The organism is Microbacterium sp. H1-D42 (genome assembly GCF_022637555.1).
Taxonomy (GTDB): Bacteria; Actinomycetota; Actinomycetes; order Actinomycetales; family Microbacteriaceae; genus Microbacterium.
In genome coordinates, this window is sequence record NZ_CP093342.1 from 1,872,476 (window position 1) to 1,889,903 (window position 17,428).

General features: G+C 69.0%; 16 protein-coding genes and 1 tRNA gene. 5 read left to right on the plus strand and 12 right to left on the minus strand.

Going from position 1 to position 17,428, the window contains the following annotated elements; genetic code table 11:
* Nucleotides 1-9: 9 nt before the first annotated feature.
* Together MNR00_RS08905 and MNR00_RS08910 are read right to left on the minus strand one after the other, a co-directional pair.
* Nucleotides 10-1,020: a tRNA (adenine-N1)-methyltransferase gene (locus MNR00_RS08905; protein ID WP_241925587.1), complete on the minus strand. Its 1,011-nt coding sequence runs from the start codon at nt 1,018-1,020 to the stop codon at nt 10-12.
* Complete coding sequence (locus MNR00_RS08910) at nt 1,017-1,661, minus strand: HAD family phosphatase (protein ID WP_241928805.1); 645 nt, start codon at nt 1,659-1,661, stop codon at nt 1,017-1,019. Before MNR00_RS08910 ends, MNR00_RS08905 begins: the two co-directional genes overlap by 4 nt.
* A gap of 137 nt (nt 1,662-1,798) precedes the next feature.
* Here MNR00_RS08910 and MNR00_RS08915 point away from each other — a divergent pair, with 137 nt between their 5' ends.
* A complete protein-coding gene (locus MNR00_RS08915) occupies nt 1,799-2,641 on the plus strand; it encodes a PAC2 family protein (RefSeq protein ID WP_241925588.1) in 843 nt (280 codons plus the stop codon).
* A 31-nt stretch (nt 2,642-2,672) separates the two neighbouring features.
* On the opposite strand, the gene MNR00_RS08920 is transcribed toward MNR00_RS08915, so the two are convergent.
* Entirely contained in the window at nt 2,673-3,503 is an 831-nt protein-coding gene (locus MNR00_RS08920) for an undecaprenyl-diphosphate phosphatase (protein ID WP_241925589.1), read from the minus strand.
* Nucleotides 3,504-3,546: 43 nt separating this feature from the next.
* Nucleotides 3,547-4,842: a M20/M25/M40 family metallo-hydrolase gene (locus MNR00_RS08925; RefSeq protein ID WP_241925590.1), complete on the minus strand. Its 1,296-nt coding sequence runs from the start codon at nt 4,840-4,842 to the stop codon at nt 3,547-3,549.
* Between the two features lie 110 nt (nt 4,843-4,952).
* Here MNR00_RS08925 and MNR00_RS08930 point away from each other — a divergent pair.
* Nucleotides 4,953-5,035 (plus strand) — tRNA-Leu (locus MNR00_RS08930).
* A 90-nt stretch (nt 5,036-5,125) separates the two neighbouring features.
* On the opposite strand, the gene MNR00_RS08935 is transcribed toward MNR00_RS08930, so the two are convergent.
* Both MNR00_RS08935 and MNR00_RS08940 read right to left on the minus strand, forming a co-directional pair.
* Nucleotides 5,126-6,220, minus strand: coding sequence for a VIT1/CCC1 family protein (locus tag MNR00_RS08935; protein WP_241925591.1), 1,095 nt, complete (start codon nt 6,218-6,220; stop codon nt 5,126-5,128).
* A gap of 115 nt (nt 6,221-6,335) precedes the next feature.
* Nucleotides 6,336-8,078, minus strand: coding sequence for a DEAD/DEAH box helicase (locus MNR00_RS08940; RefSeq protein ID WP_241925592.1), 1,743 nt, complete (start codon nt 8,076-8,078; stop codon nt 6,336-6,338).
* Nucleotides 8,079-8,196: 118 nt separating this feature from the next.
* On the opposite strand from MNR00_RS08940, the gene MNR00_RS08945 reads away from it, so the two are divergent.
* Nucleotides 8,197-9,027 carry an SGNH/GDSL hydrolase family protein gene (locus MNR00_RS08945; RefSeq protein ID WP_241925593.1) on the plus strand — a complete coding sequence of 277 codons (831 nt, stop codon included), beginning with the start codon at nt 8,197-8,199 and terminating at the stop codon, nt 9,025-9,027.
* A 2-nt stretch (nt 9,028-9,029) separates the two neighbouring features.
* On the opposite strand, the gene MNR00_RS08950 is transcribed toward MNR00_RS08945, so the two are convergent.
* Nucleotides 9,030-9,830, minus strand: coding sequence for an RNA methyltransferase (locus MNR00_RS08950; protein WP_241925594.1), 801 nt, complete (start codon nt 9,828-9,830; stop codon nt 9,030-9,032).
* Between the two features lie 55 nt (nt 9,831-9,885).
* Here MNR00_RS08950 and MNR00_RS08955 point away from each other — a divergent pair, with 55 nt between their 5' ends.
* Nucleotides 9,886-10,734, plus strand: coding sequence for a Sir2 family NAD-dependent protein deacetylase (locus MNR00_RS08955; RefSeq protein WP_241925595.1), 849 nt, complete (start codon nt 9,886-9,888; stop codon nt 10,732-10,734).
* 23 nt (nt 10,735-10,757) lie between these two features.
* Entirely contained in the window at nt 10,758-11,345 is a 588-nt protein-coding gene (locus MNR00_RS08960) for a histidine phosphatase family protein (protein WP_241925596.1), read from the plus strand.
* A gap of 49 nt (nt 11,346-11,394) precedes the next feature.
* On the opposite strand, the gene MNR00_RS08965 is transcribed toward MNR00_RS08960, so the two are convergent.
* From MNR00_RS08965 to MNR00_RS08985, 5 genes are read right to left on the minus strand one after another with little or no spacing between them, the layout of a single operon-like run.
* On the minus strand, nt 11,395-12,195 hold the full coding sequence (locus MNR00_RS08965) for a CoA ester lyase (protein ID WP_241925597.1): 801 nt from the start codon (nt 12,193-12,195) through the stop codon (nt 11,395-11,397).
* Nucleotides 12,196-12,198: 3 nt separating this feature from the next.
* The gene (locus MNR00_RS08970; RefSeq protein WP_241925598.1) at nt 12,199-12,675 is read right to left on the minus strand and encodes a MaoC family dehydratase; all 477 of its coding nucleotides are present in this window, start codon (nt 12,673-12,675) and stop codon (nt 12,199-12,201) included.
* A 9-nt stretch (nt 12,676-12,684) separates the two neighbouring features.
* Nucleotides 12,685-13,851 carry an acyl-CoA dehydrogenase family protein gene (locus tag MNR00_RS08975; protein ID WP_241925599.1) on the minus strand — a complete coding sequence of 389 codons (1,167 nt, stop codon included), beginning with the start codon at nt 13,849-13,851 and terminating at the stop codon, nt 12,685-12,687.
* Nucleotides 13,848-15,767, minus strand: coding sequence for a biotin carboxylase N-terminal domain-containing protein (locus MNR00_RS08980; protein ID WP_241925600.1), 1,920 nt, complete (start codon nt 15,765-15,767; stop codon nt 13,848-13,850). The genes MNR00_RS08975 and MNR00_RS08980 overlap by 4 nt, the downstream gene beginning before the upstream one ends.
* Nucleotides 15,768-15,772: 5 nt before the next feature.
* Nucleotides 15,773-17,326, minus strand: a complete 1,554-nt coding sequence (locus MNR00_RS08985) for a carboxyl transferase domain-containing protein (RefSeq protein WP_241925601.1) — start codon at nt 17,324-17,326, stop codon at nt 15,773-15,775.
* Between the last annotated feature and the right edge of the window lie 102 nt (nt 17,327-17,428).

The window sequence follows — 17,428 nt, forward strand, 5'->3', positions numbered from 1 at the left end:
CGCCCCAGTCTATTCCGAAGAGGAGGGTGCCTCGCGCGACTCGGCGGCGGTGCGCGCGCCCGCAGCCGCTTTCTGCGCCTCACGAACGCGCTTGCGCAGGTTCTTGTCGGTGATCTGGCGATCGCCGACGGCCCCTGGCGTCCACAGCTCGACGTCCTCATCGCCGTAGCTCGATTTGGATGCCCGGCGCTTGACCTCGGGCGGCACCGCGCCAGGCGCGAGCCGACGAGCGGTCAGCAGGAACCCGGTGTGTGCGACCATGCGGTGATCAGGCCGCACCGACAGGCCCTCGACATGCCAGCCGCGCACCATGGTCTCGGATGCATCCGGCTCGGTGAACAGTCCGGTGCCGCGGATGTACTCCGCAACGCGCGAGAGCTGCGTCGCTGTGGCGATGTAGCAGATGACGACGCCGCCGGGCGTGAGCGCCTCGGCGACAGCATCCATGCACTCCCACGGGGCGAGCATGTCGAGCACGACGCGATCGACCGTCGCGGGCTCGAACTGCACCGCGAGCTCCTCGGCGAGGTCGCCGACGACCACGTCCCAGGTGTCGGGGATCTCGCCGAAGAAGGTCTCGACGTTCGCCTTCGCGACCTCGGCGAAGTCCTCGCGGCGCTCGAACGAGGTCAGGGCGCCGTCCGGTCCGATCGCACGCAGCAGGGCGAGCGACAGTGCGCCGGACCCGACGCCGGCCTCTACGACCACGGCACCGGGGAAGATGTCTGCATGCATGACGATCTGCGCCGAGTCCTTCGGGTACACGATCGCCGCTCCCCGCGGCATCGACAGTGCGAAGTCGCGCAGCAGCGGGCGCAGCGCCAGGTAGTCGTGGCCGGAGCTGTTGGTGACGACCGAGCCGTCCGGCTGACCGATCAGGTCGCGGTGGAACAGCACGCCGTGGTGCGTATGCAGTTCGCCGTCGGAGCGGAGCGTGATCGTGTGCATCCGCGCCTTGGGCCCGGTCAGTTGCACCCGGTCGCCCTCGCGGAACGGGCCGCTGGGTCGCGTCGCGGTCATCGGGTCGCCTCCGTCGCGAAACGGTCGCGCAGGTCGACGAGGTCGGCTGCCGTGCGGCCGTCGAGCGTCGGCCAGAGCTCGTGTGCGCCGAGATCGTCGAGAGAGACGATGTGCGCAACGCCGAGCGTGGTGGCGCCGGATGCCAGTCCAGAGGCCAGGCCGGTGGGCGAGTCCTCGATGACGACCGCGTCGGCGATGTCGATGCCGAGCAGATCTGCGGCGCGCAGGTACGGGTCAGGGTGGGGTTTGGGGTTCTCGACGTCGTCGCCGGCGACGATGACGTCGAACGCGGGGAAGTCGATCAGATCGACGACGCTCAGCGCCATCCGCCGCAGCGACATGGTCACCAATGCGGTGGGGATGCCCTGGGCGCGAAGGTCGGCGAGCAGCTCGCGGGCGCCGGGGCGGAACGGCACGCCCTCGGTGCGCAGGCGATCGGCGACCCGATCGGTCAGCAGCTGCACGATGGCATCCGGCTCCATGTCCACACCGGCACGGCGCAGGGTGTTGGCACTGTCGATCAGGGCGTTGCCGACGAGTTGCAGGGCGTCCTCGTGCGTCCACGTGCCGCCGTACGACTCGACGAGTTCCGTTTCGATGGCGATCCAGTACGGCTCGGTGTCGACAAGGGTGCCATCCATGTCCCACAGGACTGCGCTGGGCTTGTTGGCGGTGTAGGGCTGATTGCTCACTGAACCCATGCTAGCCGTGTCCCCGCCCTGTGCAGACGGCACCCGACTACCCTGGAGGGATACGTTCGGCCGACCGGAAGGAGCCCATGGACGTCCTCGGCTCTCGCATCATCATCGCCGCGTTCGACGGCTGGAACGACGCGGGTGAGGCTGCCAGTGGCGCAATCGCCGCACTGCGCGAGTCCACCGAGTACGAGCGGGTGCACTCGGCCGACCCCGAGCTGTATTTCGACTATCAGTACACGCGCCCCTCGACGCGGATGGATGCCAGTGGGCGTCGCGAGCTGAACTGGCCGGAAGCTGCACTCTGGCGTCCGACGACTCCGAGCGATGGCCCTGAGCTCTGGCTGCTCACCGGATCAGAGCCGGCAAGGGCGTGGCAGGCGTTCGTCAGTGAGTTCATCGACGTCGCGCTGCGCGACGACGTGACGGGTCTCGTCACGCTCGGCGCCATGCTCTCAGACGTGCCCCACACCCGGCCGATCTCGGTGTTCGCGTCCAGCCAGGACGACCGCGTGCGCGACGCGCATGGTCTGGACAAGTCGAGCTACGAGGGGCCGGTCGGCATCCTCAGTGTGTTCGAGCACTTCGCCGCCGCAGCAGACATCCCTGCCGCGAGCCTGTGGGCCAGTGTTCCGCACTACGTCGCTTCGGCCGCCCCGTCACCCAAGGCGACGCTGGCGCTGCTGGACCGCCTGGAAGAGCTGACCGGTGTGGGGTCGCCCCGCGAGCACCTGCGCACTGAGGCGGCCGCGTGGGAGGCGTCCATCGATGCCGCGGCCGCCGAGGACGACGACATGGCCGAGTACATCCATCAGCTCGAGCAGACCCGCGACACGTGGGATTCGCCGGACGCCTCTGGGGATGCCATCGCGCAGGCCTTCGAGCGGTATCTGCGTCGCCGCGGCGAGGGGCCGGACAAGCGCTGAGGCCGCACCCGCAGGTGCGGCGCCGAGTTCGTCAGAGCGCCGGGATGACACCCATCGACAGCAGCACGATGAGGGCGATGCCCAGCAGCACGCGGTAGATCACGAACGGCAGGAAGCTGCGCTTCGAGATCCAGCTCATGAAGAACGCGATCACGCCGAGTGCGACGACGAAGGCGATGCCGGTGGCAGCGAACGTCTCCCCCAGCCCGAAGTGCTGGTTCGGGTCGTCCCAGTGCTTGAACAGCTGGTAGAAGCCGCTGCCGAACACGGCCGGAATGGCGAGCAGGAACGCGTAGCGAGCGGCGGCCGCGCGCTCGTATCCGAGGAACAGCCCCATCGTGATGGTGCCGCCGGAGCGGGAGACGCCGGGGACGAGGGCGAGTGCCTGCGCGAACCCGAAGGCGACGCCGTGCGGGTAGGTCAGCTGGTCGAGCTTGCGCTTCTTGGCGCCGACGTAGTCTGCGATGCCGAGCAGCACGCCGAAGGCGATGAGCATGATCGCGGCGATCCAGAGGGAGCGCAGCACGGTCTCGATCTGATCCTGGAAGAGCAGGCCGAGCACGACGATCGGGATGCTGCCGATGATGATCAGCCAGCCCATCCTGGCATCAGGATCGTTGCGGGGAACTCGCCCGGCGAGCGACCGGAACCACTGCCCGATGATGCGCACGATGTCGCGCCAGAAGAAGACCACCACGGCGGCCTCGGTGCCGATCTGCGTGATGGCGGTGAACGCGGCGCCCGGATCCTCGCCGGAGGGCAGGAACGTGCCCACGATGCGCAGGTGCGCGCTGGACGAGATGGGCAGGAACTCGGTGAGTCCCTGCACGATACCGAGAATGAGCGCTTCAAGCAGGTTCATGCGGTGCTTTCGGGGGGTGGCGTGGAAGTGCGTCGGATGCTGATCAGCAGACGCGCAGCAGATCGGCCAGCACACGCTGACCGAAGACAAGCGATTCTACGGGTACGCGCTCGTCGACGCCGTGAAACATCCCGGTGAAGTCGAGGTCGGCCGGCAGCTGCAGCGGGGCGAACCCGTAGCCGGTGATTCCGATGGCTGCGAGAGCCTTGTTGTCCGTTCCGGCACCGAGCAGGTACGGGATCACCGGCACGCCGGGGTCGTGGCGGCGGAGGGCGGCGACCATGTGGTCGACGAGGTCACCCTCGAACGGCGTCTCCATGCCGATGTCGCGCACGACAGTCTGGATCTCGATGTCGTCGCCGACGATGCGCTGCAGCTCGGCGAGCACGTCGTCCTCGGTCCCGGGGATCACGCGCACGTCGATGAGCGCCTCAGCCGTCTCGGGGATGACGTTGTGCTTGTACCCGGCGGTCAGCGCCGTCGGGTTGGCCGTGGTGCGGAACGTCGACCGCAGGAACGCCTCGGCTGGTCCCGCCGCAGCGGCCAGCGCATCAGGATCGTCGACGGGACGCCCGCTGAGGTCGCTGAGCCCCTGCAGCAGCGCCTGGGTGGTCGCGGTGAGTCGGATCGGCCAGCGGGTGCGGCCGATGGCAGCGACGGCCTCGGAGAGCCGCGTGACGGCGTTGTCCTCGTGGTACCGGCTGCCATGACCCGCTCGGCCCTTGGCGACCAGGCGCAGCCACATCAGCGCCTTCTCGCCGACCTGCAGAAGGTAGGCGCGGTGATCGTCGACAGTGATCGAGTAGCCGCCGACCTCGCTGATCGCCTCGGTCGCGCCGGCGAACCACTCGGGCTTGTCCCGCACGACGAGTGCAGAGCCCTCGACCCCGCCGTTCTCCTCATCGGCGAAGAAGACCAGAATCAGGTCGCGATCGGGCTGCTCCCCCGCCCGCAGCAGGTCCGCGACGGCGGTGAGGATCATGGCATCCATGTTCTTCATGTCGACCGCACCGCGGCCCCACAGCATCCCATCTCGGATGACGCCCTCGAACGGATCGACGCTCCAGTCCTCGGCCATGGCCGGGACGACGTCGAGGTGGCCGTGCACGACCAGCGCCGGCCGATCGGGATTGCGGCCTGGTACCCGCGCCATGACATTGGTGCGGCGCGGGATCGGCTCGTAGTACTCGGGTTCGAGCCCGAGGCTCTTCAGGTACGCGCCGACATACTCAGCGGCCTCGCGCTCGCCGCTGGCCTTCCCTCCCCCGAAGTTGGAGGTGTCGATGCGGATCAGGTCGCGCGCGATCTGCGCGACCTCGGGAAGGGACGACTCGGACATGCCTCCAGGCTATCGAAGCCCGCAGGGCGCGCCCGGGCGTCATCACGGTTCGGAGGCCTCTGGAAAACCTGGTAATGTTTCTCTTCGGTCGGCAACGACCTTCACCACCTGCGCGGGTGGCGGAATGGTAGACGCGCTGCGTTGAGGTCGCAGTGCCCGCAAGGGCGTGGGGGTTCAAGTCCCCCTCCGCGCACGGACAGGCCCCGGATCTGAGATCCGGGGCCTTCTTCGTGTCCGCCGACCGCCCGACTCTCGGGGCCCGAAGCTCCCCCGAGTGCCGGAGTCAGACCGCGCCGACTCCGAACACGAGACCCAGTGCGTACGTGATCGCCGCGGCGCCGAAGCCGATCGCCAGCTGACGCAGAGCACGCCGCAGCGGCGGACCGCCGGAGAGGATCCCGACCATCGCCCCCGTCGCCATCAGCGCGACGCCGACGAGACCCAGCGCGACCAGGATCGCGGAGAGCCCGCTGAGCCCGAAGATCCAGGGCAGCACCGGCACGATCGCACCAGAAGCGAACAGCAGGAAGCTCGAGATCGCGGCCGTCCAGTCATTGCCGATGATCTCGTGGTCGTCGTGCCCGATGTGCGTGCCGATCGGTCCGGTGCTGGTGCGCCGCACTCCGGCGCGCGCCGCGGTCACGACGCGCTCCGCTCGGGCCAGCGCCTCTTCCTCCCCCACGCCGCGTGCGCGGTACACGAGCGCCAGCTCGTTGGCGTCGATGTCCAGATCGCCGGCGGCAGCATCCGCATCGTCGTTGGCCTCGGTGGCAGCAAGCAGCTCGCGCTGGGACCGAACCGACACGAACTCCCCCGCGCCCATCGAGAGCGCGCCGGCGAGCAGGCCGGCCACGCCGCTGAAGAGCACGAAGGATCCGCTGACCCCGGTCGCGCCGATGCCCAGCACCAGGGCGAGGTTGGAGACGAGACCGTCGTTGGCGCCGAACACCGCGGCGCGGAACGAGCCGGACAGGCGCCGGCGTCCGCGCGCGGCCAGCCCGCGGACGACTTCATAGTGCACTTTCTCGTCGGCTCGCATGGCCGGCGTCGCATGCTTTTCGGAGTCGTACGGCGAACGCGCCTCCGCGCTCTGGGCGAGGGCGAGCACGAAGATGGACCCGAATCGGCCTGCCATCCAACCCAGCATCCGAGACCGGAGCCCTGCCCGCGGCAGCCGCGCCGGCTCCGTGCCGAGCAGATCGAGCCAGTGCTGCTCGTGGCGACGCTCGGCGTCGGCGAGCGAGAGCAGGATGTCGCGCTCCTCGCCCTTCTTGCGTGCGGCGAGGCGCGCGTAGACGGCGCCTTCGGCGCGTTCCTCGACAAGGTAGCGGGCCCACTGCTTGCGGTCGGCGGCAGTGGGTTGGGCGGGCGCGGTCATGGATCCTCCGGCTCGTGGGCGAACATTCCACGCTATCGAGCACAGGCCGCGAGAACCGCATCAGGACGGCGATTGACAGGATTTCGGATGCCCGAAGCAGGCCTTCCTGCAGGGGTCAGGAGCGGACGCGCTTGCGCAGCACGTCGATGCGGGACTGCAGCTGCGTCACCGTAGCCTGTGCCACCGATGGCCCCCCGCACACCCGGCGCAGCTCGGCGTGCACCGAGCCGTGCGGTTCACCGCTCTGGCGGGCGTACAACCCGACCAGGCTGTTCAGCAGCTGACGCTGCTCGCGCAGCGTGCGATGCAGCGGAGCGGGCAGGGTGGTCGTCGCCTCCGGCGGTGCAACGGCCTCTCGGGCCTCGCGCAGCCGCCCTTGGCGCGTCTGCCGTTGCATGAGCAGCTCGTGCACGTGCTCGGGTTCGAGCAGCCCAGGGAATCCGATGAACTCCTCTTCTTCGGGAGTGCCGGGTTCGGCGAGCTGCCCGAACTCCTTGCCGTCGAAGACGACGCGGTCGAAGTGTGCGAGCGACGAGATCGCCTGGTAACTGAACTCCTGGGTGAGGGCATCCGATGCGTCATCTTCGCGGTTCGCGCTCTCCAGCAGCGAGTCCTCGAGGCCCTCGTCATCCTTGGTCTGCCGATCCAGCGCGTGATCGCGCTGCTTCTCCATCTCGTTCGCGAGCGTCATCAGCACAGGCACATTCGGCAGGAAGACGCTCGCCGCCTCACCCCGGCGCCTGGCGCGCACGAAGCGGCCGATGGCCTGCGCGAAGAACAGCGGCGTGGACGACGAGGTGGCGTAGACGCCGACGGCGAGTCGCGGCACGTCCACGCCTTCCGACACCATGCGCACGGCCACCATCCAGCGCCTGGTGTTGCCGCTGAACTGGTCGATGCGCTCTGAGGCCGTCGCGTCGTCGGAGAGCACGATCGTCGCCTGTTCGCCGGTGATGCTGTGCAGGATCTTCGCGTAGGCGCGTGCGACGGTCTGGTCGGTGGCGAGCACCAGTCCCCCGGCATCCGGCACGTGGTGGCGGATCTCGGTGAGTCGGCGGTCGGCGGCGGAGAGGACCGCCGGCATCCACTCCCCCTCAGGGTCGAGGGCCGTGCGCCACGCCTGCGAGTTGACGTCCTTCGTGTTGTCCTGGCCCAGGTGCGCTTCGAGCTCATCACCGGCGCTGGTCCGCCAGCGCATCTTGCCCGAGTACATGTGGAACAGCACCGGGCGCACGACGCCGTCCTCGAGAGCACGTCCGTACCCGTACGAGTAGTCGGTGCTCGAGATCCGCGCGCCGGATTCGTCGGGCAGATACTCCACGAACGGGATCGGCGCGGTGTCGCTGCGGAATGGCGTGCCGGAGAGCAGCAGCCGCCGCCTGGCCGGTGCGTAGGCGTCGCGGATCGCATCACCCCAGCTCAGCGCGTCGCCGCCGTGGTGCACCTCGTCGAGGATCACCAGCGTCTTGGCGTCCTCCGTCAGATGCCGGTGCACAGACGAGCGCGCGGCGACCTGCGCGTAGGTCACGACCACGCCGTGGTAGTGCCGCGCGGGTGCCCAATGGCTGTTCCTGAAGCGGGGATCGAGTCGGATGCTGACGCGTGCCGCCGCGTCTGCCCACTGCGTCTTCAGATGCTCGGTGGGGGCGACCACGATGATCCGATTGACCTCGCCCATGCGCAGAAGCTCGACGGCGAGCGTGAGCGCGAAGGTCGTCTTGCCTGCGCCCGGTGTCGCCGCCACGAGGAAGTCCCGCTGGTCAGCGCTGAAATAGCGATCCAGCGCCTCACGCTGCCATGCCCTCAGCTTGTCTGCGGTTCCCCAAGGAGCGCGCTGGGGAAAGGACGGAGAGAGCATCGAATCAACGATAAGCCAGGCCGCGGACACTCCGGTCCGCGCCGTGCGGACGGAGCGGGGGTAGGCTCTCATCCTGCGCCGTTGGCACCCCTGTGGCGCTTCCCGCGAAGGAGACACGATGACCGATCAGGAATCGTCACGCACCCCGTACATCGGCAACGACGGCCCCCAGCCGTGGCGCCGATTCGTCGCCGTCGGCGACTCGTTCACCGAAGGGATCGGCGACCCCGACCCGACACTGCCAGGCAGTCACCGCGGCTGGGCAGACCGCGTTGCAGAGGTGCTCGCACGGGACGTCGATGACTTCGCGTACGCGAATCTCGCGGTCAGGGGAAAGCTGATCGGGCAGATCGCGGCGGAGCAGATCCAGCCTGCCGTCGATCTGAAACCCGATCTGATCTCGATCTGCGCTGGTGGCAACGACGTCATCCGCCCCGGCACCGACCCGGACGCCATCGCCGTGCAGCTCGAGGATGCTGTCACGCGCCTCTCGTCCACGGGTGCCGCCGTCGTGCTGTTCACCGGCATCGACACCGGATTCACCCCCGTGTTCCGGGCGTTCCGCGGCAAGGTCGCGATCTACAACGAGAACGTCCGGACGATCGCCGACCGGCACGACTGCATCGTCGCCGATCAGTGGGCGCTCAAGACGATCCAGGACACCCGCTTCTTCGCCGATGACCGACTGCATCTGAATCCGCTCGGGCACCACGAGGTGGCGCGCATGGTGCTGCGTTCCCTGAACGTGCAGAACGATCTGCAGGCGATGCAGCCCGAACCGCTTCCGGTGCGCACGTGGCGTGAAGCGCGTGCAGAGGACATCGGCTGGGCACGGGAGCACCTCGTGCCGTGGGTGCTGCGGCGCCTGCGCCATCAGTCGTCCGGCGATCACATCGGCGCCAAGCGACCGGATGCCGTGCCGGTGATCGTCCTGGAGGACGACGCCTGACCTCAGCGCGTCAGCGCCCAGACGGCCACCGCTGCGGCGGAGGCGACGTTCAGTGAGTCCACTCCTCCTGCCATCGGGATCGTGACGATGCGGTCAGCCGCGTCGAGCGCGCCACGCGAGAGTCCCTCGCCTTCGGTGCCCATCACGAGCGCGACCCGCTCCGGACTCGATGCCGCGTAGGCATCGAGCGCCACGGCATCGTCGCTCAGCGCCAGCGCCGCGATCTCGAAGCCGTGTGCATGAAGCTGTGGACCCGCCGCACTCCACTCGCCGATGCGCGTCCACGGCACCTGGAAGACCGTCCCCATACTCACGCGCACGCTGCGGCGGTACAGCGGATCACCACACCGTGGGGTGACCAGCACGGCGTCGGCGCCGAGCCCAGCCGCGGCACGGAACGCCGCACCGATGTTGGTCGGATCGGCGATGTCCTCCAGCACGAGCACCCGACGCGCATCCGCCACCACGTCAGACAGCGACGGCATCTCCGGCCTGTGCATGGCGGCCATCACCCCACGGTGCACTGCAAACCCGGTCAGCTGCTCGGCCACCGCATCGGACACCACATAGACGGGAACGTCATGCGCGCCGAAGAGCGGCGCGACGGCATCCACCCACTTCTGCTGCGTCAGCACAGACCGCGGCCGGTGTCCGGCCGCCAGCGCCCGCTCGATCACCTTCGCCGACTCGGCGATGTAGAGCCCGCCCTCGGGCTCCTGCACGCGTCGCAGCGCGGCATCAGTCAGTGATCGATAGTCATCGAGCAGGGGGTCGCGCGCATCGGAGACGGACTGCAGGTGCATGGTTCCACTCTGGCAGTTCGAGCCTGTGCCGGCGCACCCGGCATAGACTTCCCTCGTGCCGTCGATCGAACTCTCCGAACACGATCCCGACGCCCTCGACCGTGCCTCGGAGCTGCTCAGCGGGCGACGGACGGCTGTGCTCACCGGCGCCGGCATCTCCACCGACTCCGGCATCCCCGCCTATCGCGGCGCCGGCGCCCCCGCGCGGGTGAACCCGATGACGATCCAGACGTACCTCGGCGATGAGGCCGCACGACGTCGGTACTGGATGGGAGGGCACCTCGGCTACCGGCGATTCACCTCCCCGGACCCCAACGGCGGGCACCTCGCGCTCGCCGCGCTGGAAGAGCACGGGGATGTGACCGGCGTCATCACCCAGAACGTCGACGGCCTGCACCTGCGGGCCGGCAGCAAGCGGGTCATCGAACTGCACGGCACGATGCACCGCGTGCACTGCCTGGACTGCGGGCAGGTCTTCGATCGGCGCGCCATCGCCGAGCAGATCGATGAGCTCAACCCGTGGGTCACCGTGCCGGAGAACATCGTCCTCAACCCGGACGGCGATGTCACGCCTGAGAGCTCGGAGGGCTTCGTGGTCCCGCCGTGCACCGTCTGCGGCGGCATGCTCAAGCCCGAGGTCGTCTACTTCGGCGAGTTCGTGCCGGTGGGCAGGTTCCGACTCTCGGAGTCGCTGGTGCACGGCTCGGATGCGCTGCTGGTGGCGGGCACCTCGCTGACGGTGAACTCGGGCATCCGCATCATCGAGCGCGCCAGGCGCCGCGACATGCCTCTGGTGATCATCAATCGCGAGCCGACCCGCGCTGATGCCTGGGCAGACGAAGTGATCGCAGGCGGCACCACCGCGGTGCTCACAGCGCTCGCCACGCGGTTCGGCGCTCTCTGATCCGTCTCGCCTATGGTGTTGGGGTGACCCTTCTGACTCTCGTGCGCCATGGCCAGACCGACTGGAATCTCGACCGGCGGATCCAGGGCACCACCGACATCCCGCTGAACGACACCGGACGCGCCGACGCCCGGTACGCCGCGGGACGTCTCTCGGCCGGCATGCACCACTCGATCTATGCGAGCCCGCTGCTGCGGGCGCACGAGACCGCGACGATCATCGCCGCAGAGCTCGGCCTGCAGCCGCCCACGCTCGTCGAGGACGTGCGCGAGCGCGAGTTCGGCGATGGCGAGGGGATGCTGGTCGCCGACTACATCGCGAACTACGGCGACTGGCATGCCGCGGTGCCTGGAGCCGAGTCGCTGGATGCGGTCTGCGTCCGCGCGATGGGTGCGCTGCACCGGATCGCCCGCGAGGCGCGGCGCCGCTCGGCGCCCACGGCCGAGTCCGTCATCGTCGTGACGCACGGTGGCGTCATCCGGTCGCTGATCGACCACGTCTCCGGTGGCACTCTGCCCAAGGTGGGCAGCACCCTCGCGAACGGGTCCGTGCACCGATTCGAGGCGTCACCGGGTTCGCTGCGGCTGCTCGAGGAGGCTGTCGTCCTCTGACGCGAGGAGCTGCGCCTTCGCGCGCTGATCCCGCTCAGGCTGACCCCTCTCAGGCCCGGCCCAGCACCGCCCTGGCATGCCGCAGCACCGGCTCGTCGACCATGCGCCCCTCGAACCGGAAGACACCGCGCTCGGCGTCGGCGGCGACGAGCACGGCCCGTGCCCACTCCACGGCGGCAGGATCAGGTCGGTAGGCCTCGCGGATCGCCTCGACCTGCTTGGGGTGGATGCACGCCGTCGCGCCGAATCCGGATGCCACAGCGTCGGCGGCCTCGGCGGCGAGCCCGTCCAGGTCGTCGATGTCGAGATGCACGGCATCGATCGCGGTCTTGCCTTGTGCGCCGGCGGCGACCAGCACCTGGGCACGCGCGAACCGCGCGACGTCGCGATAGGTCCCGTCTGCGAAACGGCTCGACATGCCCCCGAGCGAGGCGACCAGATCCTCGGCGCCCCACATCAGCGCCGTGGTGCGCTGGTGTACGGCGATGTCGCCCGACCGGTGCACACCGCGCGCGGTCTCGCACAGCGCGATCAGCGAGTAGGTGGCGTCGAAGGCATCGAAGGCTGAGGGGTCTTCGCTCTTGGCGACCATCACGGTGCGGAACGATGTGCGCGACAGTGCCTCGAGGTCTTTGATGAAGTCCCTCGTGTCCGGGGCGTTCACTCGCACGATCACACGGGCGGGATCGACGTCAGCCGCGACGATGTTCTCGCGCGCCTTGGCTTTGGCCGCGGGCAGCACGGCATCCTCGAGGTCGAGGATGACAGCATCCGACTTCTGCAGCGCGCCGGCGAAGCGATCCGGACGATCCGCCGGGCAGAACAGCAGCGCGGGGCCGAGGGTGAACATGATCTATTCCTCTTTCGGCATACAGTGCATGAGCGCCGTGCGGGTCGCTGTCGCGACGATCGTGCCGTCCTGGTTGCGACCCGTGTGCGCGATGGTGCAGATGCCCTGGCCTGGGCGCGACGATGAGAGTCGCTTGTCGACGATGACACTCTCGGTGTAGAGCGTGTCGCCGTGGAACAGCGGGTGTTGAAAGGTGATCTCCCCCAGCCCGAGCTGCGCGACCAGCGTGCCCTGCGTCAGCTGCCCGACGGATGCCCCGACCATGGTCGACAGGGTCCACATCGAGTTCATCAGGCGCTGCCCGAAGGGCTGCTGCGTGTCGGCGAAGGCCGCATCGAGGTGCAGGGCCTGGGTGTTCATGGTGAGCGTCGTGAAGAGCACATTGTCGGCCTCGGTGGCCGTGCGACCAGGGCGATGCAGGTAGCGGGCGCCGACCTCGAACTCCTCGTAGTAGAGGCCGCGCTGCACGATATCGGTCATGTCGTCACGCTACCCCGCCAGCCCGAGCGCGCGGGCGATCACGAGCAGCTGCACTTCGGTGGTGCCCTCGCCGATCTCGAGGATCTTCGAGTCGCGGTAGTGCCGTGCCACGGGGTACTCGTTCATGAAGCCATTGCCGCCGAAGATCTGCGTGGCGTCCCGCGCGTTGTCCATCGCCGCGTCGCCCGAGACGAGCTTCGCGATCGCCGCGGCCTCGGCGAACGGGCGTCCGGCGTCGCGCAGGCGCGCGGCGTGGTGCCAGGCCAGCCGGGCGGTGTGCACCCTGGCGCGCATGCGGGCGAGTGTGAACTGCGCGTTCTGTCTGGTGCTCAGCGGCGCCCCGAACACGACGCGCTTCTGCGCGTAGTCGACGGCGGCCTCCAGACACCCTTCAGCGGCTCCGGTCGCGAGAGCGGCGATCGCGATGCGCCCCTCGTCGAGGATGCTGAGGAAGTTGCGGAACCCGCTGCCCCGTTCGCCGATCAGGTTCCCGGCCGGAACTCGCACGTCCTGCAGCGTCAGCGGGTGGGTGTCTGAGGCGTTCCAGCCGACCTTGTCGTACGCGGGCTCCACGGTGAAACCGGCAGTGCCGTTGGGCACGAGGATCGTCGAGATCTCCTTGCGACCGTCACGGTCGCCGGTGACGGCGGTCACCGTGACGAAGCGCGTGATGGCGGTGCCGGAGTTGGTGATGAACTGCTTCGTGCCGTTGATCACCCATTCGTCGCCGTCGAGACGCGCTGTCGTGCGCGTGGCCCCAGCGTCGCTGCCGGCCTCGGGCTCGGTGAGGCCGAATCCGCCCAGCGCCTCACCAGTGAGGAGCGTCGGCAGGTACTCGCGCTTCTGCTCCTCGGTGCCGAAGCGGTAGATCGGCATCGCACCGAGGCTGACTCCTGCCTCGAGCGTGATCGCGATCGACTGGTCGACGCGCGCGAGGCCTTCGATGGCGATGCCGAGCGCGAAGTAGTCGCCGCCCTGTCCGCCGTACTCCTCTGAGAACGGCAGGCCGAACAGGCCCATCTCGCCCATCTGGCGCACGACGTCGAGGTTCAGGGTGTGCGTGCGATCGGCCTCGTAGGACTGCGGGGCGACCACCTGCTCGGCGAAGTCGCGCACCATCGCTGCGAGTTCGCGCTGATCGTCGTCCAGATCGGCGTGGCTCAGTTCGTCGGTCATGGGGTCTCCTGTTCGCTGGCTTCTTCGCTGACGCGCACGACCGGCTGGTCGCGGCGCACCTGGTCGCCGAGCGCGACCATCAGATGAACGATGCCGTCGTGCGGAGCGAGCACCGGGTGCTCCATCTTCATCGCCTCGATCGACACCAGTGGGGCGCCGGCGCGCACGTGATCGCCGTCGGCGACGTGCACGGCGACGATGCTGCCCGGCATGGGCGCGCGGCCCTCAGGCTCGCGCGGGCCTGATTCGGGCATCCGATCCGCCAAGCGACGCCGCATGGCCGCGCGACGCGACAGCGGACGCAGCCGCATCGTGACTCCCCGTTCAGAGACCCAGATCGCGCCGTCGTCATCCCGCGCCGTCACCGCACCTGAGGGGCTGTCAGCCGGTGCCATGACGACCTCGTCGTCGTCCGTGAGGAACGCCGTGCCGGCCGGGGCGGAGGGTGCCCCGAGCCGCCAGCCGGGCAGCGCCAGCCAGAGCGGTCCCGCAGCGCCCACTGCAGCGCCGACCGCAGTTGCGGCAGGAATGGATGCGGCTGATGCCAGCAGCCGCTCGGTGGGCTCGGCCGGCGCCAGCGGCAGCATCGTCTCGATGAGTCCGGTGTCGAGGTCTCCGCTCGCGACGCGCTCGTGCTGACACAGCGCCCGCAGGAACGCGATGTTCGTCTCGACGCCCAGCACGACGGTGCGCGCCAGCGCGGCGTCGAGGCGGCGCAGGGCGGTTGCCCTGTCGGGGCCGTACGCGATCACCTTGGCGATCATCGGGTCGTAGAACCCGCTCACCTCTGAACCGGTCTCGACGGCAGCATCCACACGCACACCCGACGGCGCGTCGAAGCGCAGCACGCGTCCCGTCGACGGCAGGAATCCACGTTCCGGCGACTCTGCGTACACACGTGCCTCGATGGCATGCCCCCGCACGGCGGGCGGTGCATCGAGCGCACCCCCGGTGGCGACGTGCAGCTGCAGCGCGACCAGGTCGAGTCCCGTGACCTCCTCGGTGACAGGGTGCTCGACCTGCAGGCGGGTATTCATCTCGATGAAGAAGATCTCGTCGACAGCATCCGCTTCCACGAGGAACTCCACCGTGCCGGCGCCGACGTAGTCCACGCTCTGGGCGGCCGCCACGGCGGCATCCAGCAGGCGTTGTCGCACGGCCTCTGGCAGGTGCGCGGCCGGCGCCTCTTCGATCACCTTCTGGTGGCGCCGCTGCAGGGTGCACTCGCGCTCGCCGAGCGCGATCACCGTGCCGTGCGCGTCGCCGAAGACTTGCACCTCGATGTGCCGAGGACGCTGCACGAGACGCTCGAGCACCATTGCGTCATCGCCGAAGGCGGCGGTCGCGATGCGGCGAGCGGTGGTGAGGGCGGATGCCAGTTCGTCGCCAGAGCGGACGACCTCCATCCCCTTGCCTCCGCCGCCAGCACTGGGCTTGACCAGCAGGGGGTACCCGACCTCGTCGGCGCGCGCGCGGATCTGCGCGTCGTCGAGGCCTGCGGCATCGAATCCGGGAACCACGGGAACGCCGTGCTGCGACACGTGGGCGCGGGCGCGCGCCTTGTCGCCCATGATCTGCAGCGCGTTCACGTCGGGCCCGATGAAGATCACGCCGGCATCGGCACACGCCTCGGCCAGCGCGACGCTTTCAGACAGGAACCCGTATCCGGGGTGGATGGCCTGAGCGCCCGTGTCACGCGCAGCGGCCATGATCGCATCCACCTTCAGATACGACTCCGCGGCCGCAGAAGCGCCGATCCGCACCGCCTCATCGGCCTCGCGGACGTGGGGTGCGTCGGCGTCGGCGTCGCTGTACACCGCGATGCTGCGGATGCCGAGCTCGCGCAGCGTGCGGATGATCCGGCGGGCGATCTCGCCGCGGTTGGCGACGAGGACGGTGTGCAGGTCGATGGTCATGTGCATCACATCCGGAAGAGGCCGAAGCGCGGTTCGGGCAGCGGCGTGCGAGAGACGACGTCAAGGGCGAGGCCCAGCGCGTCGCGGGTCTGGTCAGGGTCGATGATGCCGTCATCCCACAGCCGGGCGGTGGCGTAGTACGGCTCGCCCTGTGCCTCGTACTGGCTGCGGATGGGGGCTTCGAACTCCGCTCGCTCCTCGGCGGTCCACGTCGACCCTGCCGAGGCGTGCTGGTCCTCCTTGACGGTGGCGAGGACGGATGCCGCCTGTGCGCCACCCATCACCGAGATGCGGCTGGCGGGCCAGCTCCACAGGAAGCGCGGCGAGTAGGCGCGGCCGCACATCGAGTAGTTGCCGGCCCCGAACGAGCCGCCGATGATGACGGTGAGCTTGGGCACACGGGTGGTGGCGACGGCGGTGACCATCTTGGCGCCGTCCTTGGCGATGCCGCCGGCCTCGGCGTCTGTACCCACCATGAAGCCGGTGATGTTCTGCAGGAACAGCAGCGGGATGCCGCGCTGGTCGCAGAGTTCGATGAAGTGGGCGCCCTTCAGCGCGGACTCGCTGAACAGCACGCCGTTGTTGGCGACGATGCCGATCGGATGCCCGTGCAGCACCGCGAACCCGGTGACGAGCGTCGTGCCGTACTCGCGCTTGAACTCGCGGAAGCTGTCGGCGTCGACCAGCCGGTCGATCACCTCGTGCACGTCGTACCCGGCGTTCACGTCGACGGGCACCGCGTCGTACAGGCTGCCGGTCTCGCTCGGCGCCGTGCTCGGCACCACTGTCCACGCGGGCTCGGCCGGCCGCGGCAGAGTCGCGACGATGTCGCGCAGGATCTCGAGCGCATGCTCGTCATCCTCGGCGAGGTGGTCGACGACCCCGGACCTGCGGGCGTGCAGCTCTCCCCCGCCCAGTTCCTCAGCGGTGACGACCTCGCCGATGGCGGCCTTCACCAGCGGCGGCCCGCCGAGGAAGATCGTCCCCTGGTTCTTGACGATGACGGTCTCATCGCTCATCGCCGGCACGTAGGCGCCGCCGGCGGTGCACGAGCCCAGCACGGCGGCGAGCTGCGGGATGCCCTCTGCCGACATGCGCGCCTGGTTGAAGAAGATGCGACCGAAGTGGTCCCGGTCGGGGAAGACCTCGTCCTGCTTGGGGAGGAACGCCCCGCCCGAGTCGACGAGATACAGGCACGGCAGCCTGTTCTCCAGCGCGATCTCCTGCGCCCGCAGGTGCTTCTTCACCGTCAGTGGGTAGTACGTGCCGCCCTTCACGGTGGGGTCGTTGCAGACGACCATGACGTGGCGTCCGTGCACCAGGCCGATGCCGGCGATGACGCCGGCCGCCGGCGCTTGACCGTCATACAGCCCGTGCGCGGCGAGAGGTGCCACTTCGATGAACGGGCTGTTCTCGTCGAGCAGTCGCGCGACCCGTTCGCGCGGCAGCATCTTGCCTCGCGACACGTGTCGTTCGCGCGAGCGTTCAGGGCCACCGAGTGCGACCTCGGCGAGCCGCGTGCGCAGTTCATCGGCGAGCGTCTGCTGGGTGGCTGGCATCGCGTGTCCTCCTCGACCGTGCGAATCGTCACATTTTCGCTGAATGCTGATATTTCGCGTCAGATTGGTTAGTCTTCACTAACCCGACAGTTCAGGTTAGCG